28 protein-coding genes and 1 pseudogene are annotated in these 26155 nt (G+C 67.4%); 13 read left to right on the top strand and 16 right to left on the bottom strand.

Annotated elements, in window-relative coordinates:
• Positions 1–27 precede the first annotated feature (27 nt).
• The 3 genes from AB0J90_RS02035 to AB0J90_RS02025 all read left to right on the top strand — a co-directional run bounded on the left by AB0J90_RS02035 (position 28) and on the right by AB0J90_RS02025 (position 2372).
• Positions 28–288 (top strand): hypothetical protein, encoded by a 261-nt coding sequence (locus AB0J90_RS02035; RefSeq protein ID WP_363591178.1) that lies wholly within the window; start codon positions 28–30, stop codon positions 286–288.
• Entirely contained in the window at positions 281–1984 is a 1704-nt protein-coding gene (locus AB0J90_RS02030; protein ID WP_363591176.1) for an amidase, read from the top strand. The genes AB0J90_RS02035 and AB0J90_RS02030 overlap by 8 nt, the downstream gene beginning before the upstream one ends.
• 64 nt (positions 1985–2048) lie before the next feature.
• A complete protein-coding gene (locus tag AB0J90_RS02025) occupies positions 2049–2372 on the top strand; it encodes a hypothetical protein (protein WP_363591174.1) in 324 nt (107 codons plus the stop codon).
• Between the two features lie 168 nt (positions 2373–2540).
• On the opposite strand, the gene AB0J90_RS02020 is transcribed toward AB0J90_RS02025, so the two are convergent.
• Genes AB0J90_RS02020 through AB0J90_RS02005 form a run of 4 tightly spaced genes read right to left on the bottom strand, consistent with a single transcriptional unit; the run spans position 2541 to position 6110 of the window.
• Positions 2541–3170, bottom strand: coding sequence for a response regulator transcription factor (locus tag AB0J90_RS02020; RefSeq protein WP_363591172.1), 630 nt, complete (start codon positions 3168–3170; stop codon positions 2541–2543).
• Entirely contained in the window at positions 3167–4447 is a 1281-nt protein-coding gene (locus AB0J90_RS02015) for a sensor histidine kinase (protein ID WP_363591170.1), read from the bottom strand. The genes AB0J90_RS02020 and AB0J90_RS02015 overlap by 4 nt, the downstream gene beginning before the upstream one ends.
• 3 nt (positions 4448–4450) lie before the next feature.
• A complete protein-coding gene (locus AB0J90_RS02010; RefSeq protein WP_363591168.1) occupies positions 4451–5191 on the bottom strand; it encodes an ABC transporter permease in 741 nt (246 codons plus the stop codon).
• A gap of 10 nt (positions 5192–5201) precedes the next feature.
• Positions 5202–6110 (bottom strand): ABC transporter ATP-binding protein, encoded by a 909-nt coding sequence (locus AB0J90_RS02005; RefSeq protein ID WP_363591166.1) that lies wholly within the window; start codon positions 6108–6110, stop codon positions 5202–5204.
• Positions 6111–6634: 524 nt separating this feature from the next.
• On the opposite strand from AB0J90_RS02005, the gene AB0J90_RS02000 reads away from it, so the two are divergent.
• The 6 genes from AB0J90_RS02000 to AB0J90_RS01975 all read left to right on the top strand — a co-directional run bounded on the left by AB0J90_RS02000 (position 6635) and on the right by AB0J90_RS01975 (position 11839).
• Positions 6635–7135 (top strand): HAD domain-containing protein, encoded by a 501-nt coding sequence (locus AB0J90_RS02000; RefSeq protein WP_363591391.1) that lies wholly within the window; start codon positions 6635–6637, stop codon positions 7133–7135.
• A 330-nt stretch (positions 7136–7465) separates the two neighbouring features.
• Positions 7466–7804: a PadR family transcriptional regulator gene (locus AB0J90_RS01995; RefSeq protein ID WP_363591164.1), complete on the top strand. Its 339-nt coding sequence runs from the start codon at positions 7466–7468 to the stop codon at positions 7802–7804.
• Entirely contained in the window at positions 7801–8844 is a 1044-nt protein-coding gene (locus tag AB0J90_RS01990; protein ID WP_363591162.1) for a hypothetical protein, read from the top strand. The genes AB0J90_RS01995 and AB0J90_RS01990 overlap by 4 nt, the downstream gene beginning before the upstream one ends.
• Positions 8845–9430: 586 nt before the next feature.
• Positions 9431–9988, top strand: coding sequence for a hypothetical protein (locus AB0J90_RS01985; RefSeq protein ID WP_363591160.1), 558 nt, complete (start codon positions 9431–9433; stop codon positions 9986–9988).
• A gap of 369 nt (positions 9989–10357) precedes the next feature.
• Entirely contained in the window at positions 10358–11074 is a 717-nt protein-coding gene (locus tag AB0J90_RS01980) for a tyrosine-type recombinase/integrase (RefSeq protein ID WP_363591158.1), read from the top strand.
• Between the two features lie 195 nt (positions 11075–11269).
• Complete coding sequence (locus AB0J90_RS01975) at positions 11270–11839, top strand: hypothetical protein (protein ID WP_363591156.1); 570 nt, start codon at positions 11270–11272, stop codon at positions 11837–11839.
• 215 nt (positions 11840–12054) lie between these two features.
• Here AB0J90_RS01975 and AB0J90_RS01970 read toward each other — a convergent pair whose 3' ends face one another.
• Positions 12055–13203, bottom strand: coding sequence for a Shedu anti-phage system protein SduA domain-containing protein (locus AB0J90_RS01970; protein ID WP_363591154.1), 1149 nt, complete (start codon positions 13201–13203; stop codon positions 12055–12057).
• Between the two features lie 983 nt (positions 13204–14186).
• Here AB0J90_RS01970 and AB0J90_RS01965 point away from each other — a divergent pair.
• The 3 genes from AB0J90_RS01965 (at position 14187) to AB0J90_RS01955 (ending at position 16109) form a co-directional block, all read left to right on the top strand.
• Positions 14187–14510 (top strand): PadR family transcriptional regulator, encoded by a 324-nt coding sequence (locus AB0J90_RS01965; RefSeq protein WP_363591152.1) that lies wholly within the window; start codon positions 14187–14189, stop codon positions 14508–14510.
• Positions 14511–14514: 4 nt separating this feature from the next.
• Complete coding sequence (locus tag AB0J90_RS01960; RefSeq protein ID WP_363591150.1) at positions 14515–15042, top strand: PspC domain-containing protein; 528 nt, start codon at positions 14515–14517, stop codon at positions 15040–15042.
• Between the two features lie 191 nt (positions 15043–15233).
• Complete coding sequence (locus tag AB0J90_RS01955; protein WP_363591148.1) at positions 15234–16109, top strand: DUF1963 domain-containing protein; 876 nt, start codon at positions 15234–15236, stop codon at positions 16107–16109.
• 34 nt (positions 16110–16143) lie between these two features.
• Here the strand turns inward: AB0J90_RS01955 and AB0J90_RS01950 are convergent, their stop codons facing one another.
• The 7 genes from AB0J90_RS01950 to AB0J90_RS01920 form a co-directional block, all read right to left on the bottom strand.
• Positions 16144–17103 carry a hypothetical protein gene (locus AB0J90_RS01950; RefSeq protein ID WP_363591146.1) on the bottom strand — a complete coding sequence of 320 codons (960 nt, stop codon included), beginning with the start codon at positions 17101–17103 and terminating at the stop codon, positions 16144–16146.
• Positions 17100–17456, bottom strand: coding sequence for a PadR family transcriptional regulator (locus tag AB0J90_RS01945; RefSeq protein WP_363591144.1), 357 nt, complete (start codon positions 17454–17456; stop codon positions 17100–17102). The genes AB0J90_RS01950 and AB0J90_RS01945 overlap by 4 nt, the downstream gene beginning before the upstream one ends.
• An 80-nt stretch (positions 17457–17536) precedes the next feature.
• Positions 17537–17848 carry an EthD family reductase gene (locus AB0J90_RS01940; RefSeq protein WP_363591142.1) on the bottom strand — a complete coding sequence of 104 codons (312 nt, stop codon included), beginning with the start codon at positions 17846–17848 and terminating at the stop codon, positions 17537–17539.
• Positions 17849–17957: 109 nt separating this feature from the next.
• Entirely contained in the window at positions 17958–19457 is a 1500-nt protein-coding gene (locus tag AB0J90_RS01935) for an MFS transporter (protein WP_363591140.1), read from the bottom strand.
• Positions 19454–19816 (bottom strand): MarR family transcriptional regulator, encoded by a 363-nt coding sequence (locus tag AB0J90_RS01930; protein WP_363591138.1) that lies wholly within the window; start codon positions 19814–19816, stop codon positions 19454–19456. The genes AB0J90_RS01935 and AB0J90_RS01930 overlap by 4 nt, the downstream gene beginning before the upstream one ends.
• Positions 19817–20371: 555 nt before the next feature.
• Positions 20372–20833, bottom strand: a complete 462-nt coding sequence (locus tag AB0J90_RS01925; protein ID WP_363591136.1) for a nitroreductase/quinone reductase family protein — start codon at positions 20831–20833, stop codon at positions 20372–20374.
• Positions 20830–21609, bottom strand: coding sequence for an SDR family oxidoreductase (locus tag AB0J90_RS01920; protein WP_363591134.1), 780 nt, complete (start codon positions 21607–21609; stop codon positions 20830–20832). Before AB0J90_RS01920 ends, AB0J90_RS01925 begins: the two co-directional genes overlap by 4 nt.
• 124 nt (positions 21610–21733) lie before the next feature.
• Between AB0J90_RS01920 and AB0J90_RS01915 the strand changes: the two genes are divergently transcribed.
• Positions 21734–22372 carry a TetR/AcrR family transcriptional regulator gene (locus AB0J90_RS01915; RefSeq protein ID WP_363591132.1) on the top strand — a complete coding sequence of 213 codons (639 nt, stop codon included), beginning with the start codon at positions 21734–21736 and terminating at the stop codon, positions 22370–22372.
• Positions 22373–22570: 198 nt separating this feature from the next.
• Here AB0J90_RS01915 and AB0J90_RS01910 read toward each other — a convergent pair.
• From AB0J90_RS01910 to AB0J90_RS01895, 4 genes and pseudogenes are all read right to left on the bottom strand, one after another.
• Positions 22571–22657 (bottom strand): annotated as a pseudogene (locus AB0J90_RS01910) (VOC family protein); the annotation flags it as partial.
• A gap of 193 nt (positions 22658–22850) precedes the next feature.
• Positions 22851–23690, bottom strand: coding sequence for an aldo/keto reductase (locus AB0J90_RS01905; RefSeq protein ID WP_363591130.1), 840 nt, complete (start codon positions 23688–23690; stop codon positions 22851–22853).
• A gap of 171 nt (positions 23691–23861) precedes the next feature.
• Positions 23862–24686 (bottom strand): HAD hydrolase-like protein, encoded by an 825-nt coding sequence (locus AB0J90_RS01900; RefSeq protein ID WP_363591128.1) that lies wholly within the window; start codon positions 24684–24686, stop codon positions 23862–23864.
• A gap of 260 nt (positions 24687–24946) precedes the next feature.
• A complete protein-coding gene (locus tag AB0J90_RS01895) occupies positions 24947–26107 on the bottom strand; it encodes a hypothetical protein (protein ID WP_363591126.1) in 1161 nt (386 codons plus the stop codon).
• Positions 26108–26155 lie beyond the last annotated feature (48 nt).

Genomic DNA, 26155 nt, shown 5'->3' with positions numbered 1-26155 from the left:
TCGCTGGTAAGGAGCGAAGGGGTGGTTATGGCCGTACCTCCAGCGCCCACGGATCAGGAACTTGACGTCTACATCAGAACCCGCTACGCCCTGCTGGGCATCGACATCTCGGTATTGCCGGAAGACGATCCGGCCGCGCCGATGGACCAGGCGCGGGTGTTCTCCTCGGCCCGCAGCGTGATCCGCCAGGACGCCGTGATCAACGCGTACCCGACCGATCAGCAGGCGGACGTGCCGACCCTCTACCCCGTCCAACTCGCCCAGTGGACGGGAGCGCTCGATGACTGAGCGGCTGGTGCCGTACCGGGCCGACCGGGTCACCGACGGCGGCGTGCAACCGCAGGACCTCACCGTCGACCGTCGCTGGTTCATGTCCCGGATGGCCGGGCTCTGGGCCGCTGCGGCGTCCGCCGGAGCGGCCGGCGGCACGCTCTTCGCGGCCACACCGGGCAGCGCGGCCCCGGTCCCGACCGCCGCCGGTCGCTCCGGCCCGGGTACGCCGAAAGATTGGTGGGACGGCGCGCTCGCCCGGACGATCCGCCCCGAGGCGCTGGCCGACCCGACCGAGCTGACCATCAGCGAGGCGGCTGCCGCGTTCCGGCGCAGGCTGCTCAAGCCGGTGGACCTGATGGCCGCCTACCTCGACCGGATCAACCGGTACGAGGCCAGGTACCAGGCGTTCCTCTGGCGCCGCCCGGACGCCGAACTGCTCGACCTGGCCCGCCGTACGAAAATCCACAGTGGATCGACGGCGCTGGCCGGCATCACCACCGCGGAGAAGGACAACTACTACACCGCCGGCATCCCCACCACCGCCATGTCCCCGGTCTACCAGGGATTCGTCCCGGCGTACGACTCGACGGTGCACGCCCGGCTCAGGACCGACGGCGCGATCATGATCGGCAAGGCGGCGATGGGTCCGCTCGCCTCCGGCCGGGCCCGGCTGCCCGACGGCACCGCCACCACCTACAACGCCTGGACGCCCGACGACATCCGGTACAGCCCGAGCGGATCGTCGGGCGGAACCGCCACCGCGGTCGCCGGCCGGCTCGCCACCTCCGGCACCGGCACCCAGACCGGCGGGTCGATCACCTCGCCCTCGAACGCGCAGAACCTGACCGGCCTCAAGCCGACCTTCGGCCGGACCTCCCTGTACGGCATCGTGCCGCTGACCATCACCCACGACCATCCGGGACCGCTGGCCCGGGACGCCATGGACGCCGCGATCATGCTCCAGTCGGTGGCCGGGCCGGACCCCAACGACCCCCGTACGCTCGGCCTGCCCGAGGTGCCGAACTACATCCGGGCGGCCGAGGTCTACTACTGGAAGAAGCGGATCCGGGTTCGCTGGGAAACCACCCTCGGCTACCCGCCGGACTACCTCACCGGCGCCAACGAGGAGACCAGACCACTGCGCGAGGCCATGCTGGCCGCGATGCAGACGGTCGGGGTGACCGTACGCGAAGTGCCGTACCCGCAGGGCTGGAACGAGCTGACCGGCACGGTGACCAGCACCTCCGGCGAGGGGACGAACCTCTTCCTGCCGGTCCTGCAACGCGACGTACGGCTGTTCGCCGACCGCCTCACCGGTTTCCTCAACGGCCAGTTCCGCAGCGCGGACAGTTACCTCAAGGCGATGGAGGCGCGCTACATCCTGCTCAAGCGCACCCTCGACCAGTTCTTCGGCCAGTGTGACGTACTGCTGATCGGGACCGCGGTCGACCGGATCGGGCTGCCGATGATGGCGTTCCCGTACGGCCTGGGGGTCGACCAGACGACCGGGCTGACCGTGCCGAGGGGCACGACCATCGCGGCGCCGCCGTTCGGGGAGGAGCGGCTGCTTGCCGTCGTGGCGGCGTACCAGGCGGTCACCGACCACCACCTGCGGCGGCCACCGGACCCGTCCGGACCGGTCGCCGCCGGGGCGCGGGTCGCCGCGCCGTACAAGGTGCCCGCCGACTACGACGCCACCGAGGAAAGCTGATCGATCCTTCGGTGTTCCTCCTCGTCCGATCGATCGCAATCTGAGGCGCCGTGCTGTGGTGCCCGTGACGTTCGGGGACCAGGCCCCGAAGCGCCTTCCCGTCCATCCGCTCGTGCAGGGCGATGGCTTCCTTACCCTCGCCGAGTTCGACGGCGGCCAGCACGCGGTGCAGCTCGACAGCGGTCGGACCAAACCCGGTGTGGTACTCGTTGCGGTCGACGTCGAGCAATGTCGCCGCGTCCTGCGCACCGGCTATCAGCTCCCGAACGGTGTGGGCGTCGCCCAACCGGGCAGCGGCCATCGCGGCCCGGAGGAGCAGGATGCCGTACACGGACAGCCGTACCGCTTGGGTGACTGGCCGTCAGGCCCGGTCGACAACAGTGCGTGACGGGTGACCATCCAACACGCTTCCTTCGCCATCCGGTTCTGCCGATGAGCGGACGTCTCTAGCGGGTGGTTCCCGTCTGCTGGCGGACGTCGCTGAGCGGTTCCGACCGCGCTTCTGCCGTCCCTGCTGGCCTCAGTGCTCGGCGCCGCTCGGTGTCTGTCGGATGCGTCAGCCGCGTGGTGTCAGGTAGCCCCGGTAGAACGCGGTGGCGACGGCGGCCGCACGGTCGTTGACGCCGAGTTTCGCGTACACGTGCAGCAGGTGTGTCTTGACGGTCGCCTCGCTGATGAACAGCTGTCTGGCGGCCTCCCGGTTGGTCGACCCGCGGGCGATGAGTTCCAGGACCTCCAGCTCACGTTGCGACAGCGGCTCCGAGGCCGGCTGCCGCATCTGACCCATGAGCCTGGTCGCGACCGCGGGGGAGAGGACCGCCTGCCCCTGCGCGGCCGACTCCACCGCCCGGAACAGCTCTTCCCTCGGCGCGTCCTTCAGCAGATATCCGGTGGCGCCGGCCTCGATGGCGGGCAGGACATCGCGGTCCGTGTCGTACGTGGTGAGCACGAGCACACGGGCCGGAACTCCGCGTTTGGCCAGCTCCCTGATGGCCGTGACGCCGTCGGCCCGCGGCATCCGCAGATCCATGAGGATCACGTCGGGTCGGAGCTTCTCCCCGACCGCGACGGCCTCCGCGCCGTCACCGGCCTCGCCAACCACCTCGAAGCGCGGATCGGCACCGAACATGCCCCGCAAGCCGTCCCGGACCACCGGGTGGTCGTCGACGATCAGAATTGAGATCATTGCCCGCCTCCGGCCGGAATCGCAGGCACGGAAGCTGAGATCGCGGTGCCGCCGCCCGGTTCCGACTCGATGTCGAGCCGGCCCGCGAGGCGCTGCACCCGCTGTCGCATGCCGGCGAGCCCGAATCCGCCGTTCGTGGAACCGTTGGCACGCTTGGTGTTGGGCGCGAAACCCACCCCGTCGTCCCGTACGTCCAGCGTCACCAGATCCTCCATGTACGACAGGGTCAGGCCGACCCGGCTGGCCTTCGCGTGCTTGGCCACGTTGGCGAGCGCCTCCTGGGCGGCTCGCAGCAGCGTCACCTCGACGTCGGTATGCATCGGTCGGGGGTCGCCGGTGGTGGTCAGCACCGCGTCGATGTGGTTCACCTCCGACCAGCGCCGGGTCACGTCGCTGATCGCGTCCGGGAGCCGGGCCTCGGCGAGCACCTCCGGCTCCACCGCGTGGACCGTCCGGCGGGCCTCGGTCAGGCTCTCCCGGGCCAGGTTCATCGCGTTCGTCATGTGCCGGCGCAATGTCGGAGGCTCGTCCAGCGTCTGCTCGGCGGCTTGAAGTTGGGTGAGGATGCCGGCGAGGCCCTGGGCCAGGGTGTCGTGGATCTCGCGCGCCATCCGTTGCCGCTCGTCCAGCACCCCGGCCTCGCGGGCCTGAACCAGCAGTTGGGCGTGCAGGCTGGCGTTCTCCTCCAGCGCCGCCTCGAGCTTCACGTTCGTCTCGTGCAACTCGGCGAGCGCCTGCTTCTGTTTGTGGTTGCGCTGGTCGGCCTCTTCGACGAAGTAGGAGAACGCCCAGGCCAGCACCGTGCTGATCAGGCTGATGGCGACCCACGCCCACCAGAGGCCGGCGGTGATGGTGTCCACCCCGCCCAGGTACGACACCGCCATGATCGTGGATGTGGCGGCCGCGCCGACGTACCGCCAGGGGCCTCTCAGGTACCGGAACGCCTGGGGGTAGCCGACGAACGTGAAGAGGCCGTACCAGGGTGCGGTCGCCACCAGGCCGGCGGCCAGCACCATCAGCCCCGCGTAGTACAGGCCCATCAGTGGGCCGTTCCGCTGCCGTTCCGGACGGAGCGTGTGGAAACAGAGCAGCCAGATCGTGGTCGCGATCGAGAGCCCGAGCACCACCGGGAGGTGCAGCGAAACGCCCCAGAGCGGCAGCAGGAGCGCGATAAGGGTGCAGACCGCGAGGAGGAAGTACGGGAGAACCTGGAAGAGTGTGTTCTCCTTGCGCTCCCAGCGATCGAACTCCGCACGCAGCTCGGCCTCGATGCTCACGACCTACTCCCAGCGGAAGTGCCGCGCGGCCAGCCCACCGGCCACGATCGTCCACCCCAGCATGACGGCCACGTGCAGCAGTTGCGGCCAGTGACCAGCGGCGGCGTCCTGCAATGATTGCACGCCGGCGCCGAGCGGGGTGAAATCGCTGATCGTCCGCAGCACGTCGTTCATGCTGTCGCGGGGTACCCACAGGCCGGCGAAGAACACGACCGGAAAGAACAGCAGGGTCCCGATCGCGCCGGCGCTCTTGCCGGTCGGCGCGAGCGAGGCGACGAGCAGACCGATCGCGAACATCGCCAGTGCGGCCAGCACGTAGCCCAGCAGGTAGGCCGGCAGCTGCCGGGGCAGCCGCACGTCGAACGCCAGTCGGCCGACGGCGAGCACGACCAGCATCGTCGCCACGGACAGGATCGTGGCCATCAGCAGTTGCGCGCCGAGCATGACCCTCGGCTTGACCGGGGTGGTCCGCATGCGTCGCAGCACGCCCTTCTCCCGGTAGGTGGCGAACAGCTGGCACAGGGCGTTGAGCGCGAACAGGGCGACGCCCATGGCGACGATGATCGGCGCGTACAGGTCGATGGCCCGCAGACCGCCGAGGGTCTCGTCGGGCTCCCGGAACGCCGGGATCGTACCGAGGATGACGAGCAGGATCGGCGGGAACCCGAGCGCGAAGAACACGATCATCGGCTCGCGGAAGAAGAGCTTGGTCTCGGTGGCGGTGAGCCGGGCCAGTGCGGACACGATGGTCTCCTCAGGCGTCGATGGGGCGGCCGGTGAGCGCGACGAACGCGTCGTCCAGCGAGGTCTGCTCGACCCGCAGGTCGGCTGCGGTGACCTGGTTGCGGGCGAGCACGGTGGTCACGGCGAGCAGCAGGTTTCCCGTGCCGGTCACCACGAGCTGGCTGCCGGCCCGCTCGACCGAGGTGACCTCGGGCAACGCGGCCAGTACGGCGTGGTCCAGCGGTGCGGACGGCCGGAACCGGATCCGCTGCCGGTCGTCGACCCTCGCGACCAGCCCGGCCGGGGAGTCGAGCGCGACGAGGCGGCCGGCGTCGATCACCGCGAGCCGGTCGCAGAGCCGTTCCGCCTCCTCCATGAAGTGCGTGACCAGCACGATCGTGACGCCCCGGTCGCGGATGCCCTCGATGAGGTCCCACGCGTCGCGCCGCGCCTGCGGGTCGAGTCCGGTGGTGAGCTCGTCGAGCACCGCCACCCTCGGGTTGCCCACCAGCGCGAGCGCGATCGACAACCGCTGCTTCTGCCCGCCGGACAGCCGGCGGAACTGGGTGTCGAGCTTGTCGGTGAGGTTCAGGGTGTCGACCAGCTCCCGCCAGTCGGCCGGCTTGCGGTAGAAGGAGCTGTACAGCTCCATCGCCTCGCCGACCTTGAGCTTGTCGGGCAACTCGCTCTCCTGGAGCTGCGCGCCGAGCAGCTGCCGCAGCTCCCCGGTGTCGCGTCGCGGGTCGATGCCGCAGACCCGGATGGCCCCGCCGTCCGGGGTGCGCAACCCCTCGACGCACTCGACGGTCGTGGTCTTGCCGGCCCCGTTGGGACCCAGGATGCCGAAGATCTCGCCCGGTTCGACGGCGAAGCTGACCCCGTTCACCGCGGTGTGGTCGCCGTAGCGCTTGACGAGGCTGTCCACCTCGATGATTGCCATATCGGAAGCGTGCCGTTCGCAGTCCGCCGCCGAATCGACCACGCGGCCGCGGCTGGCAGGGGATGCCACGGATCCGCCGATCAACCGATCGGTGGATGCCGGGGTCAGCCCGGCCGCACTCCGGGCCGGGTGCCGACCGTACCCACCTCGTGCGGGCCCCGCTGCCAGGCCTCACGCCCGGCACTCAGATGAAGGGGGCGAACGCGTCCCCGTTCGCATCGCCCCTGCGCCGGCATTCTCCCCAGCGCTCGTCGGCCTGGCCAACCCACTCTCGCTTGATCGCATGCGCACAACTGCCGCCGACCGGGCGCGCCGAGCCCGGAGCGGCCCATCACTTGGTGATCGTCAGCAGCGGTACGGCTGTGAGGACGTCCGGTCGTGCCGACGAGCGAGCGTGGCACACGGTGGGCAGCGGGTGCGGATCGACGTCCGGCCGCGCCGACAAGGACCCCACGTACCCGGCCCAGCCAGGATCGGCCCCACGATACGGTTCGAGCGTGACGCCCGACCTGACCCACCGCCCCATGATCTTCCTCGATGTAGACGGACCACTGATCCCGTTCAAAGCCCGGCCCTCTGGCCGGAGCGGCTCCTTGAGCAGTGCCGTCACGCAGCCGCCGGACAGGACCGGCAACCCTTTGCTCGATCGGCTCGACCCGAACGACGGTCGCAGGCTGCTGGCCCTGAGATGCGAGCTGGTCTGGGCAACGACGTGGATGGCGGATGCGAACGAGGTCGTCTCGCCACGGCTCGGGCTTCCGGACCTGCCGGTGGTCGATTGGCCGGACGGCGACCAGGATCCGGGACGCGGCCTGCACTGGAAGACCGTGTTCCTGACCCAGTGGGCAGCAGGACGATCATTCGTCTGGCTTGACGACGAGACGACCGATGCCGACCGGCAATGGGTCGCGGCCCACCACCCGGCGCGGGCGCTACTGCACCGCGTCGACCCGTACACCGGCCTGACCGAAGCGGACTTCTCAGCCATCCGTCAATGGCTGGCGCAAGACGCCGACACAGCTTGACCACCTACACATCCCTGTCGCAGGTCGTACGCACCGGTGCCGGCGCTTCTGTCGCCTTCGGTAGCCGTCCACCTCAACGTGGCCAGCTGCGATGACGTCCGGACATGTCGAGATGGGTGCGCTGTTCGGGACGTTGCGATAGCGGGGTTGCCCCGGCGATGCAGTGGCCGTTCGTGCTCCCTCCGGCCACCGGAGAGCGCTCGTGTGGCTTGTTCGGGTCTGCCGGTCGCGGGGCGTGGCTCGGGACTGCAAGCGGGCGATGTAAGCGCCCCGGCCGGCGCGGCACCAGTGCCGTTGCACCATAGTCAGATAATCTTTATATTGGCGGCCATGTCGAAGGCCATGCGAGAACCGACGTTCTGGATCCTGACCGCGCTGGTCGATCAACCACGGCACGGGTACGGCGTGATGCAGGCGGCCGAGTTACTTTCCGAAGGCCAGGTCAGGTTGCAGGCCGGCACCCTCTACGCGGCGCTGGACCGGTTAGCCGCCCAAGGACTGGTCGCGATCGACAGAGAGGAGACCGTTGAAGGGCGTCCTCGGCGCTACTACCGCCTCACCGGCGGCGGCGCGGCGGCACTCGCTGAGGAGACAGCGCGACTGGCCCGCAACGCGAGCACCGCATCGCGACTGCTGAACGCCTCGCGGCCTGGCCCGGCGTTCGCATGAGCCGCCGCCTCGCCACCCCATATCGCCTGCTGCTGCGCGTCTACCCGAAGGGCTCACGTCGCGGAGAACTGGCAGACACGCTGCTCATGGCTGCCGAGGCCGGACACGTCCGGCCCGGCCCTATTGAGACGCTCAACCTGCTTCGGCAAGGCATGCGGGCCCGACTCGGTCGCCCACTCAGCAAGGGCGTGGTCGTGCTGGCTATCTTCGCCTCAGTCTTCTCCGGCTTTCTGAGCGCGTCGCTGGCGAACCGTATTGGTTGGGAGGCGGCGCCGGCGCTACCAAGCGGCGCGGCGTGGACTCAGCTCGCCGAGATGCTCACCCCAGGCTTATCGGCACGATGGTACGGAAGGTCGGACGGCCCCTTTCGTACCATCGGTGGTGAGACCGATGCGGCGTGGGTCAGCTACAGCACCGATCGAACGCTTGCGACCGAGGACGTCGACGGGTATCTAGCCGGCCTGCAGCAACGCCTGGAGGCGGCCGGCTGGACCGTCACCGACACCTACTCGACCAGCCCGACCGACATCGAAACCGGCGCCCGGCAAAACAACTCGCAGGCATTGACCGCACGCAACGACGCACTCGTGCTGTCGTTCGAGGACTACTTCGACCCAGCGCACGCGGAAGGCGGGCTTAGGGTCTCGATCTACCGGGCAGAACTACGCTGGCTCACCGGTTCGACGCTCGCCGTCGGCCTGCTCGGCACGCTGGCTGGATGGCTGCTAGCCGGCTGGGCCAGCCGCCGTCTCGAGCACCGTCCGTTGGCAGCTTTTCTCGCGGCCACCACCGCCATCGGCGGTCTCGTCTTGCTGATCCCCGCCTGGCTGCTCGGCAGTCTGCAATACCTGGGCACACTGTCCGGTACGGCCGTGCCTGACTCGCCGTTCTGGCGTGGCCTGGTGCCCACCGACGAGTTTGGCGCCATGGCCTACCCCGCCGGGGCGGCGATAACAGCAGCGATCGCCGTGGCCGTGCTCTGCCCGCCCCGGCCTGCACCCGCCACCGACCCCGGGCCAGCAGGCACGGCCAAGGCATGACAGACGTAGCTGCCATCGGACTGTCCCGACACCGCTCCAAAACCCGTCCTCGGACCATCGCAATAGTCCACCTTCGGCCAGGTCGCCGACGTGATAGGCCGGACTCCAACTCCGGCAGCACAGACGTGGCGCATCGATTCACCGCACAGTAGACCTGACGCCGACCCCGCCCGGTCTGTTACAAAAACAGCGCTGTCACCGCATTCGCAATCTGACCCACGAGGCCAACCTCGATCCAGATCAGGGCGTACTGATCAGCCGCCGACCGGGTGCACAGGAGACACCGATCGTTCGTGGCACGATCAAGGCGTGACAGACCCAGCTCGCGAACTCGCCGATCTCCGCGCATGGCTAACTGTGGCGCTTCGGCTGGCGCAGCGGGAGCCCGGTCCCGGTGGCCTCGCGATTCTCAGTGCGCCCTCCGACCGCGAGTTGATCGATGAGGTCAGAAGGCTGCGACGGCTGGCCGATCAAGCGATCCCAGCGACGCCGCCCGCCGAGTGATATCCGCTCATGCCGCCGGCCGTGCGCAGCGGCGCACAGGTAACGGGTGGACGTAGCATGGTTCGGCAACACAGACTGAGCCGTGACCTCTCGGGACATTCCGCTGCCGCTAGGCAAGGTCGATTGGCTGTTCCCCGCCCTCGCAGATCGGACGGAACACGACCGTGTTCGTCAGCTTCTGCAGTCCGCCGACGAAACCCTCTTCCGGGTCGGGCAGCAGCTGGGTGCACGATCCGACGCCCAGCTCTGGGGCGTCCCCCTGAACCGCTTCCGCTACCAGCGGCTCGGGCCCGAACCGGAGTTCCCGGTCACGATACTGGCGGGCGAAGGGGGATCGAATCAGATCTGGGTGGACGTCCTGTGCGCCCCAGCGGGCAGCATGCCGTACCACCGCCCCGGACCGCCATGGCAGGTGCACACCACGATCTCCCTCAGCTGTGACTCCGACCCCACCGGCTGCGGCGGCCACCAGGTCGACGCCCACACCAGTACACCGATCGAGACCCCGCTCAATGCCGCTACCGAGGTGCACGCCGCAACCGAATGGCTGCTACAACGACTCGCCAACGAAAGCGAGGGCTCCCTCCGAAAACACGACCCGAACCGCGGTCACCCACCCGCACCCCGACGCCGCGACTGACACGAACCGCGCATCATCCCACCGGCCTGCCGAAGGCGGCCCAGCGAATGCGGCGGCCCCGTAGGGCAAAGCCGGTGGTCATCGGGCGCGACGCCACTCACCCCGCCGTCCGGATCTGCCGCTTTAGGTGGGCTGGTGTTCATCGCCGATGGTGACGCACGGTGATGTATGACCACCTCTCCTGCTTCCGCTTCCCCTGTCCTGCTGGCCGATCAACTCGTTGTGCGCGCTGCGGTGTCGGCCTTCCTGGGCCGTTACCGCGGACAGACTCGCGTGCACACCGATTCCGACCTACGCGTTTTCCTGCGCTGGTGCGCCGACCACGACCTAAACCCGCTGGCTGCGGTGCGGGTGGATATCGAGCGGTACGTGCGATGGCTGCAAGACATCCGCCGGTACCAGCCCTCGACCGTCTCCCGCCGGCTGTCGGTCGTGGTGGGCTTCTACCGGGTCTGCGTTATCGACTCGATCCTGGAGCACTCGCCGGCCGACTACGTCCGCCGGCCCACCGTGTCGGCCGAGTCGCCGACCCTCGGATTGGGGCACCTGCAGTTCGAGGCGCTGATTACGACCGCCCGGAAGTCCTCGAACCCGAACGACTTCGCCCTGGTCGCGCTCTTGGGCCTGCTCGGGCTGCGGATATTCGAGGCCTGCGGGTCGAACATCGCCGACCTGGGCGAGGAACACGGCCACCGGGTCCTACGCGTGCGCGGCAAGGGCGGCAAGGTCGTCCTCGTCCCACTGCCACCTGCAGTGGCCCGAGCTATCGACCGGGCCGTCGACGACCGCACCGCCGGGCCGATCCTGCGCAACACCCACGGTCGGCGGATGGACCGACACGCCGCCACCCGCCGACCCAAGCACCTCGCCCACACAGCGGGCATCCGGATGCCGAGAATTCACCCCCACATGCTGCGCCACACCTTCGTGACGACCATGCTCGACGCCGGCGTCAGCCTCCGCGACGTGCAGATCGCCGCCCGCCACGCCGACCCGAGAACCACCATGCGCTACGACCGCGCCCGCAAGAACCTCGACCGCCACCTCAACTACATCCTCGCCGCCTACATGGCCTCCGGAACATGATCAGCCGCTCACGGCTTTGCCGGGTTGTGCGGAGTTTGGCGCCCTACTGCCTCACGACTGCCTCACGCGGCCCCTCGGCGGCCACCGCCCAGGAGCCGATCCGACGCCCTGGCTTGCTTGACAAGTGAACGGCTAGAACGTAAGTTCGCTACTGTAACTTACAGTAAGTTACTGTAAACGATCGAAAGGGGGCAGATGAAGGTAGGTGGCCGGGACTTCGACCTCACGAAGCAGGAGGTGGAGGCCCGCATGATGGGTGAGGATCCTGAACTGATTCAGAAGCACATGGTCGAGGTCAACGGGCAGATGTTCCCGCCCAAGCAGGTCCTCGGGCACGTCACTGGATGGGAGCGCACAACGTTCACAACCATGGAAGCGCAACGCGTACTGACCCGGATCGGGTTCGTGTGTACGGAGGCGCGTGCAGGGCGGATTCGGAAAGCAGGCCAGTTCGTCATGGACGCCGTCCGCGACTCAGTTCAAGAGACGATGAGCGACCACGGTGACGAAGGATTCCAGCGCGGGTTTAGTGCGGCCGCCGGCATCGCTCTGCGGCAAATCCAGAAGAGACTCGATGACTTGAGGGAGCAGATGAAGGGCAAAGGCCTCAGCCAGGCTGAGCAAGCCTTCTACGCCCATCTTGACGAGCTCAAGTCCGAGCTCGAAGCCGATTGCGACCGCTTCTGGCGAGGTAGCCGCGTGGACTGGCGACCACCCAAACTCGTAGCTAAGCCTGTCATCCGGCGCACCGACGAGACGGGGTGATAGGTCCGAGGCGCCAGACTCGTGAGCGATATGGCCCGTCGGGAACGACCGAACGTAGCTTCCCGTGCCTGCGAACGCGGCGGCCCTAATCAATCTCTCCTCGCGCCTCTACGCTGCCGAGAAACGTACCTCCTGGCATCCGTATCTGCCGCGATCCGCGCCGAACCTAATCGAGCAGGCCATGCTCATGGGTGACCTTCAAGCGGACCAGCACGCTAGAACGGTGGGTCGTCCCAAGAATCGCGGTACGACGCTGGTTCCGGCCACGGGTCTTCCTCTGGCTCCGGCCAGTACGCTTCCACGTCCCGCTCTCCGTCGCTAAGGCCCTCCGCATCCGTGAGCATGAACGACCCTTCAGCCCCCTCGATCAGGTCTGCGAACGTCATGACCTCGATGCGAGACAAGTGGCTGTTGTAAGTTCGGATCGTCTCGTTAATGACGTCCTGCGGGATCCTGGCATCAACGAACATTGGGTGGCCGATAACTACTGTTGCCGACGCCCGGCGTGGGTCGACCTTGAAGCGGTTGAGGATAAAGTCACGTTGCTCATCCAGGCTCCGCAGGTAGTTGGCCGCCTGCGAGACCGCCTCATGGACTTCGTTGCCGACTCGGTAGTGGCTACGGTGCTCCCTGACTAGCTTGGGGATGTTCGCCTGCTTAATTTCGACTACGTGCAGAGATCCATCCGACCGGACCAAAAGTAGGTCCAGCTCATCTCCCGGCACAAGTTGCCGGCGGACGTCCGACTTGATGTAGCGGCCCCCGAAAACCCACCATTCCTTGTCCAACACCTTCTGAATGTCGGGCTCGGTACTTGCGGGGTCTTCCACGACCTCGCGCCATCTGCGGAGGCCCTGGAGTTGGCGGTTGCGTTCGATGACGTCTGCTAGAACACCCGCTTCATCCATCCGCGCGAGCGCTTCCGCCAAGTCGGGAGCGTTGCAGATCGCCGTGACGACACGATGGACGGCATCTGCATCGACACGGCCCTCATCTAGCTCCGCAATCAGTTGCTGCACGGCCGAGTCGTGCGCCGGGAACTGGTATACACCTGAGGCGGGGAATGCATCATTCAGCAGCTCTCTGACGGCATCTATCTCTCTATCGTCGCAGTACCACCGATGTTCCGGCTTGTCCTCGAAACTGAAGCCAGGACCATTGAGGCTTCGACCGTAGGTCTGCACAATCATCTGGCGTCGTCGGATCTGGCCTGTGTCTTCGTCGAAAACCGTCAAGACGGTTGCCGACTTGAAGACCTTTCTTCCGATCTTGACATCAACCGTCTTGAACTCCAGAACGTTGGGAGGCTTGCGCCGCGTCTTGGTACGGACTCGGAACGCTTGGGCCGCCGCCTCCTGGCTCATGCCCGCACTGTAGCGATGGATGCACCGCACGTCGATGGAACGTCCGTACGAAGCAACACGGATATCCGCTGACGAACACCAATGGGGGCAGTCACCCAGCTCTCACACGCTTAGCCAGGGCCCGTTGGCCGTAAGACATGCGCAGCCCACGTTACGGGCCACCCGCTGGCGGGGCGCCAAGGCTGCTACATAGCACGCGGATCACTCATCTGCCGCGATTCGCACAGCGCCCAACGGCGCGGCTGTCAGCGCCCGTACGACGAGTCGGGCAGGAGCAGCTCGAAGGCCGGCCCCGGGCGGGAGGGCTGCCAACCGGCAGCCAGGGCCCGGCGGACACTTACAGCCACCGTGCCGGGCAACACCGGCTGGCTCGGTAATCCGAGCCAGTTGCCGGGGTGAGCGCAAGGCAGCGATGTCACCATCAGGGCTCCTGGCTGCTCCGCACGCTCGACAGCGAAGGTCAGCGGTGACCAGCCGAGGGCTTGACAGTAGGTTGGTCTGCGCCGAACCGACCAGCGGTAGATCGCGCCGTCCACCGTGATCTTCCGAGAACCCTTGATTGCCAGCGTCATTCGCACCCCCGTCGGTCTCGGCCTTCTCGCGGCGAGCACCGTAGCGAGAACCCGATGGCGCCGCTATCGATATGGCGTAGCTCGGTGCTCAAAGTATCCGGATCTGCCGCCGACCGAGCGTTCAGGTAGAGGCAAACCGTCACGTACGGTGTTCGGCGTCCAGTGGTGCCCGGCATCGGGAACCGCCGAGGATCGATCGTGGCACGCCCCCGAATACCTACGCGGTGTACCCGCCGATGCTGCCCCGGCGGACGTGAGGGCCTGGTGTGGCCAGCCCTCGACCTGTGCGGTCGGGTCGGTAGTCGGTCTCGTGGCGGCTGCCGATCCCAGGCAAAACTCACCCGCGCAGCGGGGACCGGAGCCCGCGCGCCGACATTTGCGATAGGTACCTTGCTGTGACAAGGTAGTGGCATGCAGACCGATCCGAAGCTCGTTGCGTTGCGGCGCGGCCTGCTCGAACCACTCGTACTAGCTGCCGTCGAGTCCCAGCAGCGGTACGCGGCAGAGATCCTCGCCGCGCTAAAGGAGGCAGGCTTCCCCGCCCAGGAGGGCACGCTGTATCCCCTGCTGAGCAAGCTCCGGCGGGACGGGCTTGTACATCACGAGTGGCGTGAGTCGCCGTCAGGACCGCCCCGGAAGTACTTCTCCCTCACGGATACCGGCAGAGGTCAGCTCGCCGCGTTCCGCGATTACTGGAACGAGCTGACCCACATGATCAACGCGATTGGACGATGACCCGATGGACGAGCCGATATCCATCCGCCTCACCGGGCATGTCGCGGCCATCCCAGCCACCCGCGAAGCACGCGACGCCCTGCGGGAGTATCTCGATGATGCGCGACGCGCGCTGCGCTCCGACCCGGACGCCGACGAGATCGTCCGAGATCTCGAATCCGCGATCGGCGACCGGTTGAGCACCCTTACGCGCTCGGACGACGACTCGGTGACCGGTGCCCAGATGGCAGCGATCCTGGCTGAGCTCGGGCCGGTGAGCCCAGCACGCCCCTCGCCGCCTTCCGCCGATCGGGGATCACGTGGCCGGTTCTGGTGCCGGATCAACGAGGGCAAATGGTTCGGCGGCGTCTGCCTCGGCATCGCGGCGTACGGCGGGTTCCGCGTCGACTGGGTACGAACCGTCGTGCTCCTGCTGACCCTGCTCACCGGTGGACTGCTCGCCGTGGTGTATCTGGTCCTACTGCTCATGCTCCCTGTCGTCCCGACGGTCACCGACTATGAGCGCCAACGGGATGCACTGCGACACACCTGAACCGAAAGCGCGCGGCGAACAGGGACTCCGCAGCGCCCCTGTTGTCGATCAGCAAGCCACCTTGTGCCGATGTTCGCGTACCCCATCACGACGGCGATGGCGACAACGGCGTGTGCTGGCCGTGGGCCGCCCGGCCGCCCGATCGCCGGGCTCGCCGTATCGTCGGTGCGTTCGTGGCACCATGCTGATCCATGGATTATCAGGGGCAGTTTCGTGGTGCGGCGCTCGCGTTGGGCGTCCCGGACGACGAGATCAGCGGGTTCGGCAAGTACCTCCGGTTGTCGATCCGGTTGAGCGGTGGCTCCGGCGGTGTCCTGGTCGGACAGTTCGGTGGGCTGCCCCGGCTGCCGGTGGACGAGGACTGGCCGTCGGGTCGGGCCGGCCAGTTGCCGTTCATCTTCTCCGTCGACTGTGCGGCGCTGCCGAGGGTCGACGGCTCCGGCCTGCCGGCGGACGGCGCGCTGCTGTTCTTCTTGGACCACGAGAACGACTACCTGGCCGGTGGCACCGGGGACCAGGGGTACGCGCGAGTCGTGTACGTACCGGCCGGCACCGACACCGCGGTCGCAGAACCCCTCAACCCCGAGTTCATCGGTCAGCAGTGGGACGTGAGCGCCTCGCTTCTCGCGGAGTTCCCCGACTGGTTCGCGACGAACCACGACGAGGACGAGGACGACCTGTCGCCCTTCCAGCAGCAACTCGCCCGTGACCTGGAGCGTGACGTGCCGCACCTGGACGATCTCCGCGCGCTGGCCCACGATCTGTGGCCCCCTGACGAAGGGCTCGCCAGCGCCTACCTCGGCGGGTATGTCGACGACGAGGTGATCACGAGCATTGCGGAGCAGACCCTCGCGGGGCGCGAGAAGGCCGGCGAGATCGCCATCCCGGTGGCGAAATGGTATTCCCATGTGGAGGAGGAAAAGCACCGGCTGACGAGTGAGTGGGTGTCGCTCGCCCGCTTTCCCGTGGACGACGAGTTCTATTACGGGAGTTTTGTGATCCGCCACGAGGATCTGGCCAGCGGCCGACTGGACAAGGCGTATTCCGTGATCGAGCTCAGCGAGTAGAAAACCCGGGATCCGTGCGGGGCGACCACTCGTCTCAGAGGCTGACTTGCCGACGGGCGGCCACCGTGCTGACCGCAATGTTCATCGCAAGAGCCACGAGGATAGCTCCGAGGAACAGTGGGCGCGGTGCCGGGTACGAATCGTACAGCGTCTGAGTCGACAGATGATATGCCAGCATCGGCAGGATCAGCGCCGAGAGGACCACGCTGGCCGCGATCGATATCCGCACATCGAGTGCCGCTCCCACGAGAGCCGCCACCAACCCGACCGCCAGGATGACCGGCAGGGTGAGATGGTCGTCCCAGCCATTGAACGGATTGGGTGCCATGACAGCAATCGTCACTGCCGCACCGACAAGCCAGGTCCATGGCCGTGTCACCCGTGCGTGGCGCTCTCGAAGCAGTGGCACCATCGTCAGGACGGCCAGCAGGCACGTCCACGTAGACAGTTGCGAGGCGAGCAGCATGCCTGTCCGAAGCCCTGGCACCGCGTCGAACCCCGTCCAATACTCTGCCGAGTACCACACACTGTCCGATCCGAAGTGCCAGACCTCAGCGCCCAAGGCGTACAGGGTTATGACGAGTGCGAGACGGTAGCGAGCCCATGCCGCAGTGACCAACGCGAGGAGCAACCATGCGGGCGTGAACAGGCTGCTCCGCCCATACTCGAGGCCGGATGAATTTCCCGGCAGCAGCAGCCATAAGCGCCACATGAGGGGCAGGGCCGTAAGGGCAACACCGCACACGAGCAGGGACAGTGCGGTCAGTCGCAGCGCGGAGGATCGCAGGGCTTCCCGTGAGCCGAGCCGGGCTACGCCGGAGCGGACCCGGAGACCTCCGACCACGAGTGCCAGGCACTCCCGAAGGTCGGGGTGCCTCCGGTCCGTCTCGCTTGTGCCCAGCAGCGTTTCCATCATCTCGTCGGCGCGGTACCGCCGATAGGCCCGAGGATAGGCGCGTAGTAACCACCGGTAGCGGCGTTCCGCGCCGGTCATGCCGGCACCGTCCGAATCGTCGCAGCCGTCGACCGTACGCCACGGTCCCGAACCACCCGCGCCGCGGCAACCATCCGGGCTGCCTCCTCGTGTAGCGCGGACAACCCGCGCCCGGTCAGCTCGTACGTACGGCGGGCGCGGCCGTTGACCACCGTCTCCTTGGCCACCTGCACCATCTCCTCACCGGTGAGCCGGTCCAGCGCGGCGTACAGCGTGCCGGTCGTCAACCGCACCCGCCCGTCGGACAGCTCCTGCGCGCGCTTGACGATGGCGTAGCCGTGCAGCGGTTCGTCCTGCAACGCGGCGAGGATGAAGTACGTGGGTTCGCGCATCGACGCGGAGGGTTTACTCATGTCATCAACATAAGCAGATGATCGGCCTATCGGTCAAGGTGGATCTCCCACTCGATGCACAGGGCGTCACGGCCCGTGGCTCAGCCGGTGCCCTCCTGCACTGCGTAGTGGATGACGACCGCACCGCCGGTGGCGTAGTTGGCGACATCGGCGGCCACCTGCCGGCCTTCCGGAGACGACCTCGACGCGGTCATTGCCGCAGCGTCAGCGAACTCGGCTTCGAAGACCGCGAAGTACGGCGCCTGTCCCTGCGTCGCTGCCACGTCGAAGCTGTAGCGCCATGCGAGCAGGCCGGGCATGAGTCTGACCAGCGGGAGGTGGTGGGTCACGTAGTAGTCGCGGAAGTGGTCGGGATCGGCGGGCTCGGGATACAGGACCACCAACTTGTGCATGTTCGGTTCCTTTGCTTACGGTGCGTGCTATCCAACTAAACATTTGCGTACGGTCGTTGCCGTGTCGAGCGGAGAGTCGGCGACGCGTGCGTGGGAGTGCGCAACCGCCTCAGGCGACGGGCTTGCCGACTCGGCGTAGCTGGCTGTGGAGTTCTTGTTCGGCTTGCCTCTCTTGCGGTGCTCGGATCGACTTGACTGACGCTGGTTCGGTGCCCTGGTTGATCTCGGGCTGGCGGTGGCGGGCGAGCGTCAGGCTGGTCACCGCCGTGATTGCCATCGCGGCGATGCCGATCAGTGCTGCCGTGGTGTAGGCGCCGTCGTTGGGGAAAAGCTGGCCGCTATCGGTGCCGGCGGCCAGGATCAGGCCGCCTAGAGCGCTGCCTAGGGAGTACCCGACGCTGCGGACGACGTAGTTGAAGCTCATGGCGCTTGATGTTTCGCTCTTAGGGGTGACGGCCAGGATGACGCCGGGCATGGCAGCCGAGAAGCTGCCGACGCCGAAGCCGAGCACGCCCATGGCCGTGAGTAGTTCGGCTAGGTTCGACCGTTCGACCGCGAACAGGACGAACCCGCCGCCGACGACGACAGCGCTGCCGGCCAGGAGCAGGGGGGCGTCGACCCGTTGGCGGACTCGGGGCGTGAGCTTGCCGGCGATGAAGCCCAGCACGGAGAACGGGACGAGGACCAGCCCGGCGGCAAAGGTGGTCAGCCCGAATCCGTAGCCGACGCTGTTCGGTGTCTGCGCGTACCGGGTAATGAGGGTGAGCAGCAGGTACATGCCGCCCCCGCCGACGAACATGGCGACATTCGCCCCGGCGACTGCTGGGTGCCGTACGGCCCGGACATCGACCAGCGGCGTCTTGCTGCGCAACTCGGAGGCGACCCAGATGCAGAGCAAGAGCAGAGCGCCGATGGCGAGGACCACTGTCACGCGGAGGTGATGGCTCCACAGGCTCCTCTGGCTTGCCAGGAACAGGACGAGGAACAGTCCCCCCGCTAGGACGATCGCGGCCGCAACATTCACGTGAGCGGAGCGGCCTTCGGGAGCTTTGGGGATAGAGCGCCACGCGGCCAGGAATGCGGCAGCGGTGACGAACAGGCCGAGGCTGTAGGCCGCTCGTACACCGCCGAGTTCGGCGAGCAGCCCGGCGAGCGGGTAACCTACGCCAGCCCCGATGATCGAGACCACCGAGATCAGGGCGATCGCAGCCGCGCTGCGCCCCTCGGGAAGATGGTCACGTGCTACGCCCATCATCAGCGCCGTCAATCCGAGCCCGACGCCCTGGGCGGCCCTGCCGGCAAGCAGCCAGGCGAATGGCAGCGGCAGCACGGTGAGCGTGCTGCCGGCAACCACGACCGCCAGCGTGGCGAGAATCGTGGTCCGCCGGTGTGGTCCGGCGCCGAGCCGGCCGAGGACAGGCGTAGCGACGGCGCCGCTCAGCAGCGCGATGGTCAACGTCCACTGCGCACTGTCGAGCGAGACGTGCAACGTGGTGGCCACGCTGGTGATGAGCGGCGTTCCCAGACTGCCGACCGCCGCGACGACCAGTGCTATGAACATCAGGGAGGGGACCAGTAGGCGCGCCTTGGAATGCTCTGAGAGGGTCACTGCTTTGCCCCTTCGCGATCCTGGTCTTCGAGCTCGGCCAGATGCAGCAGCGCTGGGAGGGCCGCCTTCAAGGCTTTGACTTCTTCCCTGGTGAGTTCGTCGATCAATTGCGCGAACGCGTCGACGCCCGCCTGGCGGCGCGCCCGAACATAGGACGCGCCCGCCTCGGTCAGACACACCAGCGTGACCCGCTTGTCGGACGGGTCGCCTCTCCGCTCGACCAGCCCGGACTCCTCCATCACCCGAACCAGGACAGTCATCGCGGGCTGGGTGACACCTTCGATCACGGCGAGGTCGGTGATCCGTCGCGGGCCGGTCCGATCCAGGGTGGCCAGGGTGGCCGCGGATGTGATGCTCATGTCACGTGGAAGACGTCTCACGGCCCTGGTGGCCAACCCGTAGAGGGCTGACCCGATCTCAGTGGAAGTGCCACGACCGGCGTCTTGACGGCTCATGGCCGAAGCATAGCACTTTTATATGAATCCTTTATGCATCTCGTCCCGGCTCGAACCCGGCCCGATCCTCGTCCTCTCGGCCACCGTCGTCAGGCGCCTGCATGCCGGCCTTGACGAGCACGCGCCGACCCCGTAACCCACGGCCTCGCCGCCGCCGCCGCCACTCGCGAAGCGAGCAGCAGGCACTCGGTCTCGGCGACGAATCAAAGCATGTGGCCACCTACCTGTGAAGGAAAGCTCCAACGCTGACAGGCAAGGTCGGTTGGCACTGCGCCAGCTCCAGCCCATGCCAGAAATCGGCCCGGCCGAGTCGAACGCAGGCTGCATCGGACATCCGGATCTGCCGCCGACCGTGCGCGCCGCCCGCACAGCCGAAGCAGTCACGCTTGGTGACCACGCTTCCCAGGCGGTGGATGTCCGGAACTGTCGATGGCAGTCGGTCTCACAGCATGAGGCGGCTCAGTCGAAGGCGATTCGCATCAGCCTGCTGCCGGCCCAGTCGTCTAGTCGGGTCGGCCTGATGGTGCCGGGGTCGTGGGGTTGGTTGAGGTCGTCGACGATGGCTGCGATCACTGCAGCCCGTTCGGTCGGATCGGTGACCTTTGTTGCGTGTGCCGGCAGGTCTGCTCTAGTGCCGTTCTTGAGGTGGAAGGTGAAAGCGGGATTCGCTCGTAAGTTTGCGTACCAGCCGGTCGCGCCGCCGCCCGCTCCGCTGCAAAGATAGGTCGCGCCGTTGGCGCGATAGAAGAAGATCTCAATGCGCCGGGGTCGTCCGGTACGCCGCCCAGTGGTGGTGATGTCCACGATTCGTTCGCGGGTTCCGGCCGCGGGTGTGATCTCGATGGCGCGCCTGATCTCGTGCGGCAGGTGCGCCAGCGGGTCAAGCGCGCGGCGCTCACCATGCTGGTCTGCGGGGTTCATGCGGCTTCCTTCTGCAAGGCGGGGCCGAGAAGCAGTCCCCCGTCGATGACATACTCGGCGCCGGTGATGAAGGCCGCGTGCGGCGAGGTGAGGAACAGCAGCAGCGCAGTGATGTCGGCGGGCTGCCCGAGTCGCGGGACGGCGAACGGCTCGGGCGAGTAGAAGTCGGCGATCGGGGCGTCGCTGCCAGCCGCTGGCTCGGTGATGAACGGGGTGGCGACAACGCCGGGGTGGATGACATTGACGCGGATGTTGTCACGACCCAACTCGAGGGCAGCGGTTTGAGTGAGCCCTCGAATCGCCCACTTGCTGGCGACATAGGGCGCGTAGAAGGCAGTACCGCCGAGGCTCATGGTGGAGGCGATGTTGACGATTACCCCTCCACCTGCCCGCCGCAGCGCCGGTGCGGCCGCCTTGATGCCGAGGAAGGCGCCGGTGAGATTGATGTCGAGGATGCGACCCCACGTAGCCCGGTCGGTGGACTCGATGAGGGCCGGCGGGTTCTGCACCCCGGCGTTGTTGACCAGGACCGTGAGCGCACCGAAGGTCGTCTCGGTTTCGGCGATGGCGGCGGCCCACGACTCCTCCCGGGAGACGTCGAGGCCGACGTAATGTGCCCCGTCTCCCAGCTCAGCAGCGAGGCCGGCGCCACGCTCGGCATTGATGTCCCCGATGACGACGTTGGCGCCTTCGGCATGCAGGGCGCGAACGTGGCTGGCTCCCTGCCCGCCGGTGCCGCCGGTCACGAGAACGGTCTGGTTGGCGAAGCGGGACATTCGATCCTCCGAGTGCGAGAGGCGACAACCCGTAGAACCGGGTGGTGAGTCGCGCGACTCACCACACCGAAGGTACGCCGCCCGGCGTGGTGAGTCAACCCACTCACCTCGCTATCATGGGTGCATGACCCCAGCGCCGTCGGCCTATCACCAGCGCGTGGCGGAGGAGAAGCGCGCGCTCATCGTGCAAGCCGCTACTGAGCTTTTCCTCGAGTTGGGCTACGACCGGGCATCGCTGGCGCGTGTTGCCGACAGCGCTGGTGTCTCGAAAGCGACGCTGTTCAAGCAGTTTCCGACAAAGGCAGCATTATTCGACGCCATCGTCATCGACTCGTGGGCCAAGAACGACGTCGCCGACGTCCCGCCCGCTGGCGATCTGACGGCCGGCCTGACGGTTCTCGGACGGCGCTACGCGGCGCTGTTGAGCCAGCCGGAGATGACTGACCTGTTCCGTATCGTCATCGCCGAACTGCCACGCTTTCCCGAACTGGCCAAGGCACATTTCTCACAAGGCAAACTGCCGTACTTCGAGTCCGTCCGGATCTACCTTTCAACCGAGCGCGACTCGGGAGCCGCAGACATCGCTGATCCGGAGATGGCCGCAACGCAGTTCCTCGGGATGATCTCCAACTACCTATTCTGGCCGAGTCTGGTGCTTCCCGACTGGACGGTGACCCCTGCCCGCATGACCGCGGTTGTGGACGAAGCCGTCCGCACCATGGTTGCGCGGTACGGCGCCGATGTTGACCGCCCGGGCTTGTGAAGTCCTTGCCGCATCTGCCGAGGACGATGCACAACTCGGGTCGGTTGGCGCAGGCTGTCGAGCGTGTACAGCACTGCGGGTCGACGTCGATGCTTGACCGAGTCGACCCGTACGGAACTCTGGAACTCTCCTCGGGGGAGATGCCGCAGTTCCTGGGCGAGTTGGACCAGCTGTTTACCGCAGCTGTCGACGACCTGGAACCTCTACCTGCTCGACCGGGGCGTCGTCGGCTGGTAGGCGCGTCAACGCGCTGTCGAGGATGCGAACGGCCTGTCCGACGCTTCCCGTGGGGATCGGCCTGCCGATGCTGACCCGGCCATGGCGAGAGCCGTCGGGTTGGCCCGGGCGATCCCCGGAAAGTGCACGACCGCCACAACCACCACCGTCAGCCCGCCCGCTCATTCGCCCTGCACCGGCGGATCGTCGAGCGGACGGCGTCGACCTCGACCGGTGCCGTCCGCCGAAACGGTCGGTGACGCTACAACATCTCCAGCGGTTGCGGGCCGACCGGCGGCGGGAACGCCGTGTCGAGTGCCGCAACGTCCTCTTCGGTCAGATGCAGATTGCGCGCGTCCGCGTTCTCCCGGGTGTGTTCAGGCTTGGACGATCGGGGGATGGCCGCGACCATCTCCTGCCCCAGCAGCCAGGCCAGTGCCACCTGAGCGGGCGTGGCCCGGTGCCGGGCGGCGACCTCCGCGACCTGGGGGTGGCCGAGCAGTCGACCCTGCTCGATCGGCGAGTACGCCATCACCGGAATTCGGTGTTCCCGTAGCCACGGCAGTAGGTCGTACTCCGGACCACGGCGGGTGAGGTTGTAGAGGATCTGATTGGTCGCGCAGGAGTTCCCGCCCGCCTCGAGTAGCTCCGTCATGTCGGAAAGGTCGAAGTTGCTGACGCCCCACTGCCCGATGTCACCGGCGTCGACGAGTTCGGCGAACGCCTCGATCGTCTCCGTGAGTGGATGCGTGCCGCGCCAGTGCAGCAGGTAGAGGTCGATGTGGTCGACGCCGAGTCGTTGCAGGCTGCGGCGGCAGGACTGCACTGTTCCCCGTCGGCTGGCGTTGGACGGCAGCACCTTGTCGACCAGAAAGACGTCGGTGCGTCGTCCGATGATCGCCTCGCCGACGAGTTCCTCGGAAGCGCCGTCACCGTACATCTCCGCAGTGTCGACCATGGTCATGCCCAGGTCGAGCCCGGCGCGTAGGGCCGCTATTTCGTCGCGCCGCCCCGCGGGGCGCTCGCCCAGGTACCAGGTTCCCTGGCCGAGTGCGGGCATCGTCTGGTCGGACGGCAGCTCGATCGCGGCAGCGCGGGTCATGTCGATCTCTCCGGAACCTGGGTACCAGTGTGTTGCCTGCCTTACCCGCTGCGACAGGCAACACACCCTCGTAGCGGGACCTTTCCCCGGGGCTGTCCCGCGCTGCGCGGGCCGGAGTGGCTGAGCTGGTCGGCGCGGGCTGCTCGGGGATCTAACAGTCGATCGAGCGGGCTACGGCCGCGTCGCCTGTTCCCGATCGCTGCCGACGCCGCTGGCATCGAGCATCGGGTCGTGACGTGGGAATGGCTGAGCAGCGTCGAGTTTTCGATGGGTTTCAGCCACATGCCCAGGTTCACGGGTTCTGGAGTTACGCACCATACTGTTTTGGAGCGGTTTTCCGTGCTCAAGTCCGTGGACGGCGTCGACGATGTCGGGGAAGACATCGATGAAAGTATCGACGTAGCGAGGGTCGAAGTCATCCGGTGCCCGCACCTTGCTTTGCAGGCAACCGACGAAATGCAGGCCGGCACCGCCGGCGGCCATTGCGTCGCCTGGCGAGTCACCCACGTACACGCACTCGCTCGGCGCAAATCCGGTCGTCGCCAGCAGTTCGTCGAAGGCCCGTGGATCGGGCTTACGAAAACGCGTGTTGCCGGCGTGGAAGACGCCGCCGACCCGCTCGGCGAGGACGTGGTCCGGATCAAGCATGTGCCGAACCTCCTCCTCGGTCCGCGACGTCAAGAGGTACAGCACTCGGCCGGCCAGGACGAGCTCGTCGAGTGCGCGCAAATTCTCGTCGGGGATGACATCGAGGCGACCTTCCACGACATAGCGTTCCAGTGTGGCCTGGTAGATCGGCGCGAAGCGTGTCAGGTCCAGGCCCGGCGATCGCTTGAGCATGGCGTCGAGCAAGGGCTCGCCCCAGGTCGCCATGTGCAGGTCCAGCGGCATGGGAGGCCTGCCCATCTCCGCGAGGACTTCATTTTCTAAGCCGAACGATGCGGCCTGCGTGAGACACAAGGTGTCATCCACGTCCACGATTACGGCACGAATCATACGTAAACCCTAGTCTTTAAGGTCAGCAGGTGTGTGCGGCGGCCGTGCCCCCGCCATCAGCCGAACTGCACACGCCATGACGACGCTCGAACAGCCGTCACGGAACTGAGGTCTGACCATGATCTCCCAGACTATTGGGCCAGGGCCAAGCCCAGCCGCCCGCGACAGCCACCGCTGCACTGGCAATCCTGCGCCAGGAGCAGATTCCGTTCGCTGATTCGCGTCGTGGCTCTCGTCGGTCCATAGTGGGTGTCCCCGGGTCAGCCGGCCTCGTGGTGCTGCTCCGGTTCAGGCCTGCCCCTGTGCGGTGACCCGTCCTCGCTGCTCGGTCCCGGTTCGGCGCCGCCGGTCGGATCCGGCCCATCGTGCTCGCTGGTCAGCTTCGCGTCGGGCTGGTAGCGGTATGCCGCTTCCCGTACTGCTGAGTCGGACTCCAGTCCGGCGCCGAGCGCGCCGCCGACGGTGGCCAGTGAGCTGGCCAGCCAGCCGAGCTTGACCTGGTGGGCGACGCCGGCTGGTCGACCGGTGGATGCGGCGAGCAGGTCCCAGGGGACGACGGCGATCGCCCCGATGATGGTCAGCGCTGCGAGCGCCGCGTACAGGGCGAGGACGCCGATCACCACGGTGAGCACGGTGACCACGTTGAAGAGGACGACCTGATCCCGGGCACCCGGGCCGCGCGGAACCTGCTCCCAGAGGCGCGCGCCGAGCACCATGGTCAGCACCACCGCCAGGACGGAGCCGGCCGCGAGCAGGGCGAGCCGCAGGTTGCCCAAGGCCCCCGACAACTGCCAAATATCGGCGCTCACCAGGGCGAGGACGGCGGTCGCGAAGGCACCGACCAGCAGCCGTGAGAGCCGGACGGCCAGCCGCCACGGCCGGTTCGCCCGGAGCATGCCGAGCAACAGCCGCAGGTTGCCGCCGAAGATCCCGGCCAGCAGGCCGATACCGTACGCCTGGTGGTTCACGCGCCCGCCGAGTTCCCTGGCCCGCCGTCCCGTGGCCAGCCGCCGGCGGCGCGGGCCGGCCCGTACCGGGTCGCCGACCGCGTCGGTATCGCCGAGCAGTGCCGCGAGGAGCCGCTCTCCGGCCTCGGCCATCCGCCGGGTCCCGGCGACGGGGCCGAGCGCGGGCATGGAAAGGACCGCGACGCCGTGGGTGCTGCTGGCGTGCGCGACCACGGGCCGCCGCGCGGTCTGCAACGGCAGGTCCGTCACGCAGAGGACCAGACTCCAACCCTGGGCCAGCATCCGGCGCCGGGCTGCCTCGATGAGCTGACCGAGGTGGGCCGGCCCTTCGACGAGCCGGGCCACCTGGAGGCGTACCGCCCAGTCGACCTCCGGGATTCGGACGCGGAGCCGGTCGGCGAGTTCCGTGGCGGCCTCCCGCGCCAGGTCGGCCGCGGCCCCGGGGGCGGCCACGACACCCACGACGACGGGCCCGCGCCCGGGCACCACACTCCCGTCACC

The sequence above is a fragment of the Micromonospora sp. NPDC049523 genome, from assembly GCF_040676775.1.
In the GTDB taxonomy this organism is placed as follows: Bacteria; Actinomycetota; Actinomycetes; order Mycobacteriales; family Micromonosporaceae; genus Micromonospora_G.
Note: the sequence above shows the minus strand (reverse complement) of the source record. Positions and strands in the feature narration are given on the sequence as shown.

Coding starts and splice junctions, on each gene's coding strand:
- AB0J90_RS02035 (WP_363591178.1), top strand. CDS start 28: ATGGCCGTACCTCCAGCGCCCACGGATCAGGAACTTGACGTCTACATC.
- AB0J90_RS02030 (WP_363591176.1), top strand. CDS start 281: ATGACTGAGCGGCTGGTGCCGTACCGGGCCGACCGGGTCACCGACGGC.
- AB0J90_RS02020 (WP_363591172.1), bottom strand. CDS start 3,170: ATGATCTCAATTCTGATCGTCGACGACCACCCGGTGGTCCGGGACGGC.
- AB0J90_RS02005 (WP_363591166.1), bottom strand. CDS start 6,110: ATGGCAATCATCGAGGTGGACAGCCTCGTCAAGCGCTACGGCGACCAC.
- AB0J90_RS02000 (WP_363591391.1), top strand. CDS start 6,635: ATGATCTTCCTCGATGTAGACGGACCACTGATCCCGTTCAAAGCCCGG.
- AB0J90_RS01995 (WP_363591164.1), top strand. CDS start 7,466: ATGTCGAAGGCCATGCGAGAACCGACGTTCTGGATCCTGACCGCGCTG.
- AB0J90_RS01990 (WP_363591162.1), top strand. CDS start 7,801: ATGAGCCGCCGCCTCGCCACCCCATATCGCCTGCTGCTGCGCGTCTAC.
- AB0J90_RS01975 (WP_363591156.1), top strand. CDS start 11,270: ATGAAGGTAGGTGGCCGGGACTTCGACCTCACGAAGCAGGAGGTGGAG.
- AB0J90_RS01970 (WP_363591154.1), bottom strand. CDS start 13,203: ATGAGCCAGGAGGCGGCGGCCCAAGCGTTCCGAGTCCGTACCAAGACG.
- AB0J90_RS01965 (WP_363591152.1), top strand. CDS start 14,187: ATGCAGACCGATCCGAAGCTCGTTGCGTTGCGGCGCGGCCTGCTCGAA.
- AB0J90_RS01960 (WP_363591150.1), top strand. CDS start 14,515: ATGGACGAGCCGATATCCATCCGCCTCACCGGGCATGTCGCGGCCATC.
- AB0J90_RS01955 (WP_363591148.1), top strand. CDS start 15,234: ATGGATTATCAGGGGCAGTTTCGTGGTGCGGCGCTCGCGTTGGGCGTC.
- AB0J90_RS01950 (WP_363591146.1), bottom strand. CDS start 17,103: ATGACCGGCGCGGAACGCCGCTACCGGTGGTTACTACGCGCCTATCCT.
- AB0J90_RS01945 (WP_363591144.1), bottom strand. CDS start 17,456: ATGAGTAAACCCTCCGCGTCGATGCGCGAACCCACGTACTTCATCCTC.
- AB0J90_RS01940 (WP_363591142.1), bottom strand. CDS start 17,848: ATGCACAAGTTGGTGGTCCTGTATCCCGAGCCCGCCGATCCCGACCAC.
- AB0J90_RS01930 (WP_363591138.1), bottom strand. CDS start 19,816: ATGAGCATCACATCCGCGGCCACCCTGGCCACCCTGGATCGGACCGGC.
- AB0J90_RS01925 (WP_363591136.1), bottom strand. CDS start 20,833: ATGAACCCCGCAGACCAGCATGGTGAGCGCCGCGCGCTTGACCCGCTG.
- AB0J90_RS01920 (WP_363591134.1), bottom strand. CDS start 21,609: ATGTCCCGCTTCGCCAACCAGACCGTTCTCGTGACCGGCGGCACCGGC.
- AB0J90_RS01915 (WP_363591132.1), top strand. CDS start 21,734: ATGACCCCAGCGCCGTCGGCCTATCACCAGCGCGTGGCGGAGGAGAAG.
- AB0J90_RS01905 (WP_363591130.1), bottom strand. CDS start 23,690: ATGACCCGCGCTGCCGCGATCGAGCTGCCGTCCGACCAGACGATGCCC.
- AB0J90_RS01900 (WP_363591128.1), bottom strand. CDS start 24,686: ATGATTCGTGCCGTAATCGTGGACGTGGATGACACCTTGTGTCTCACG.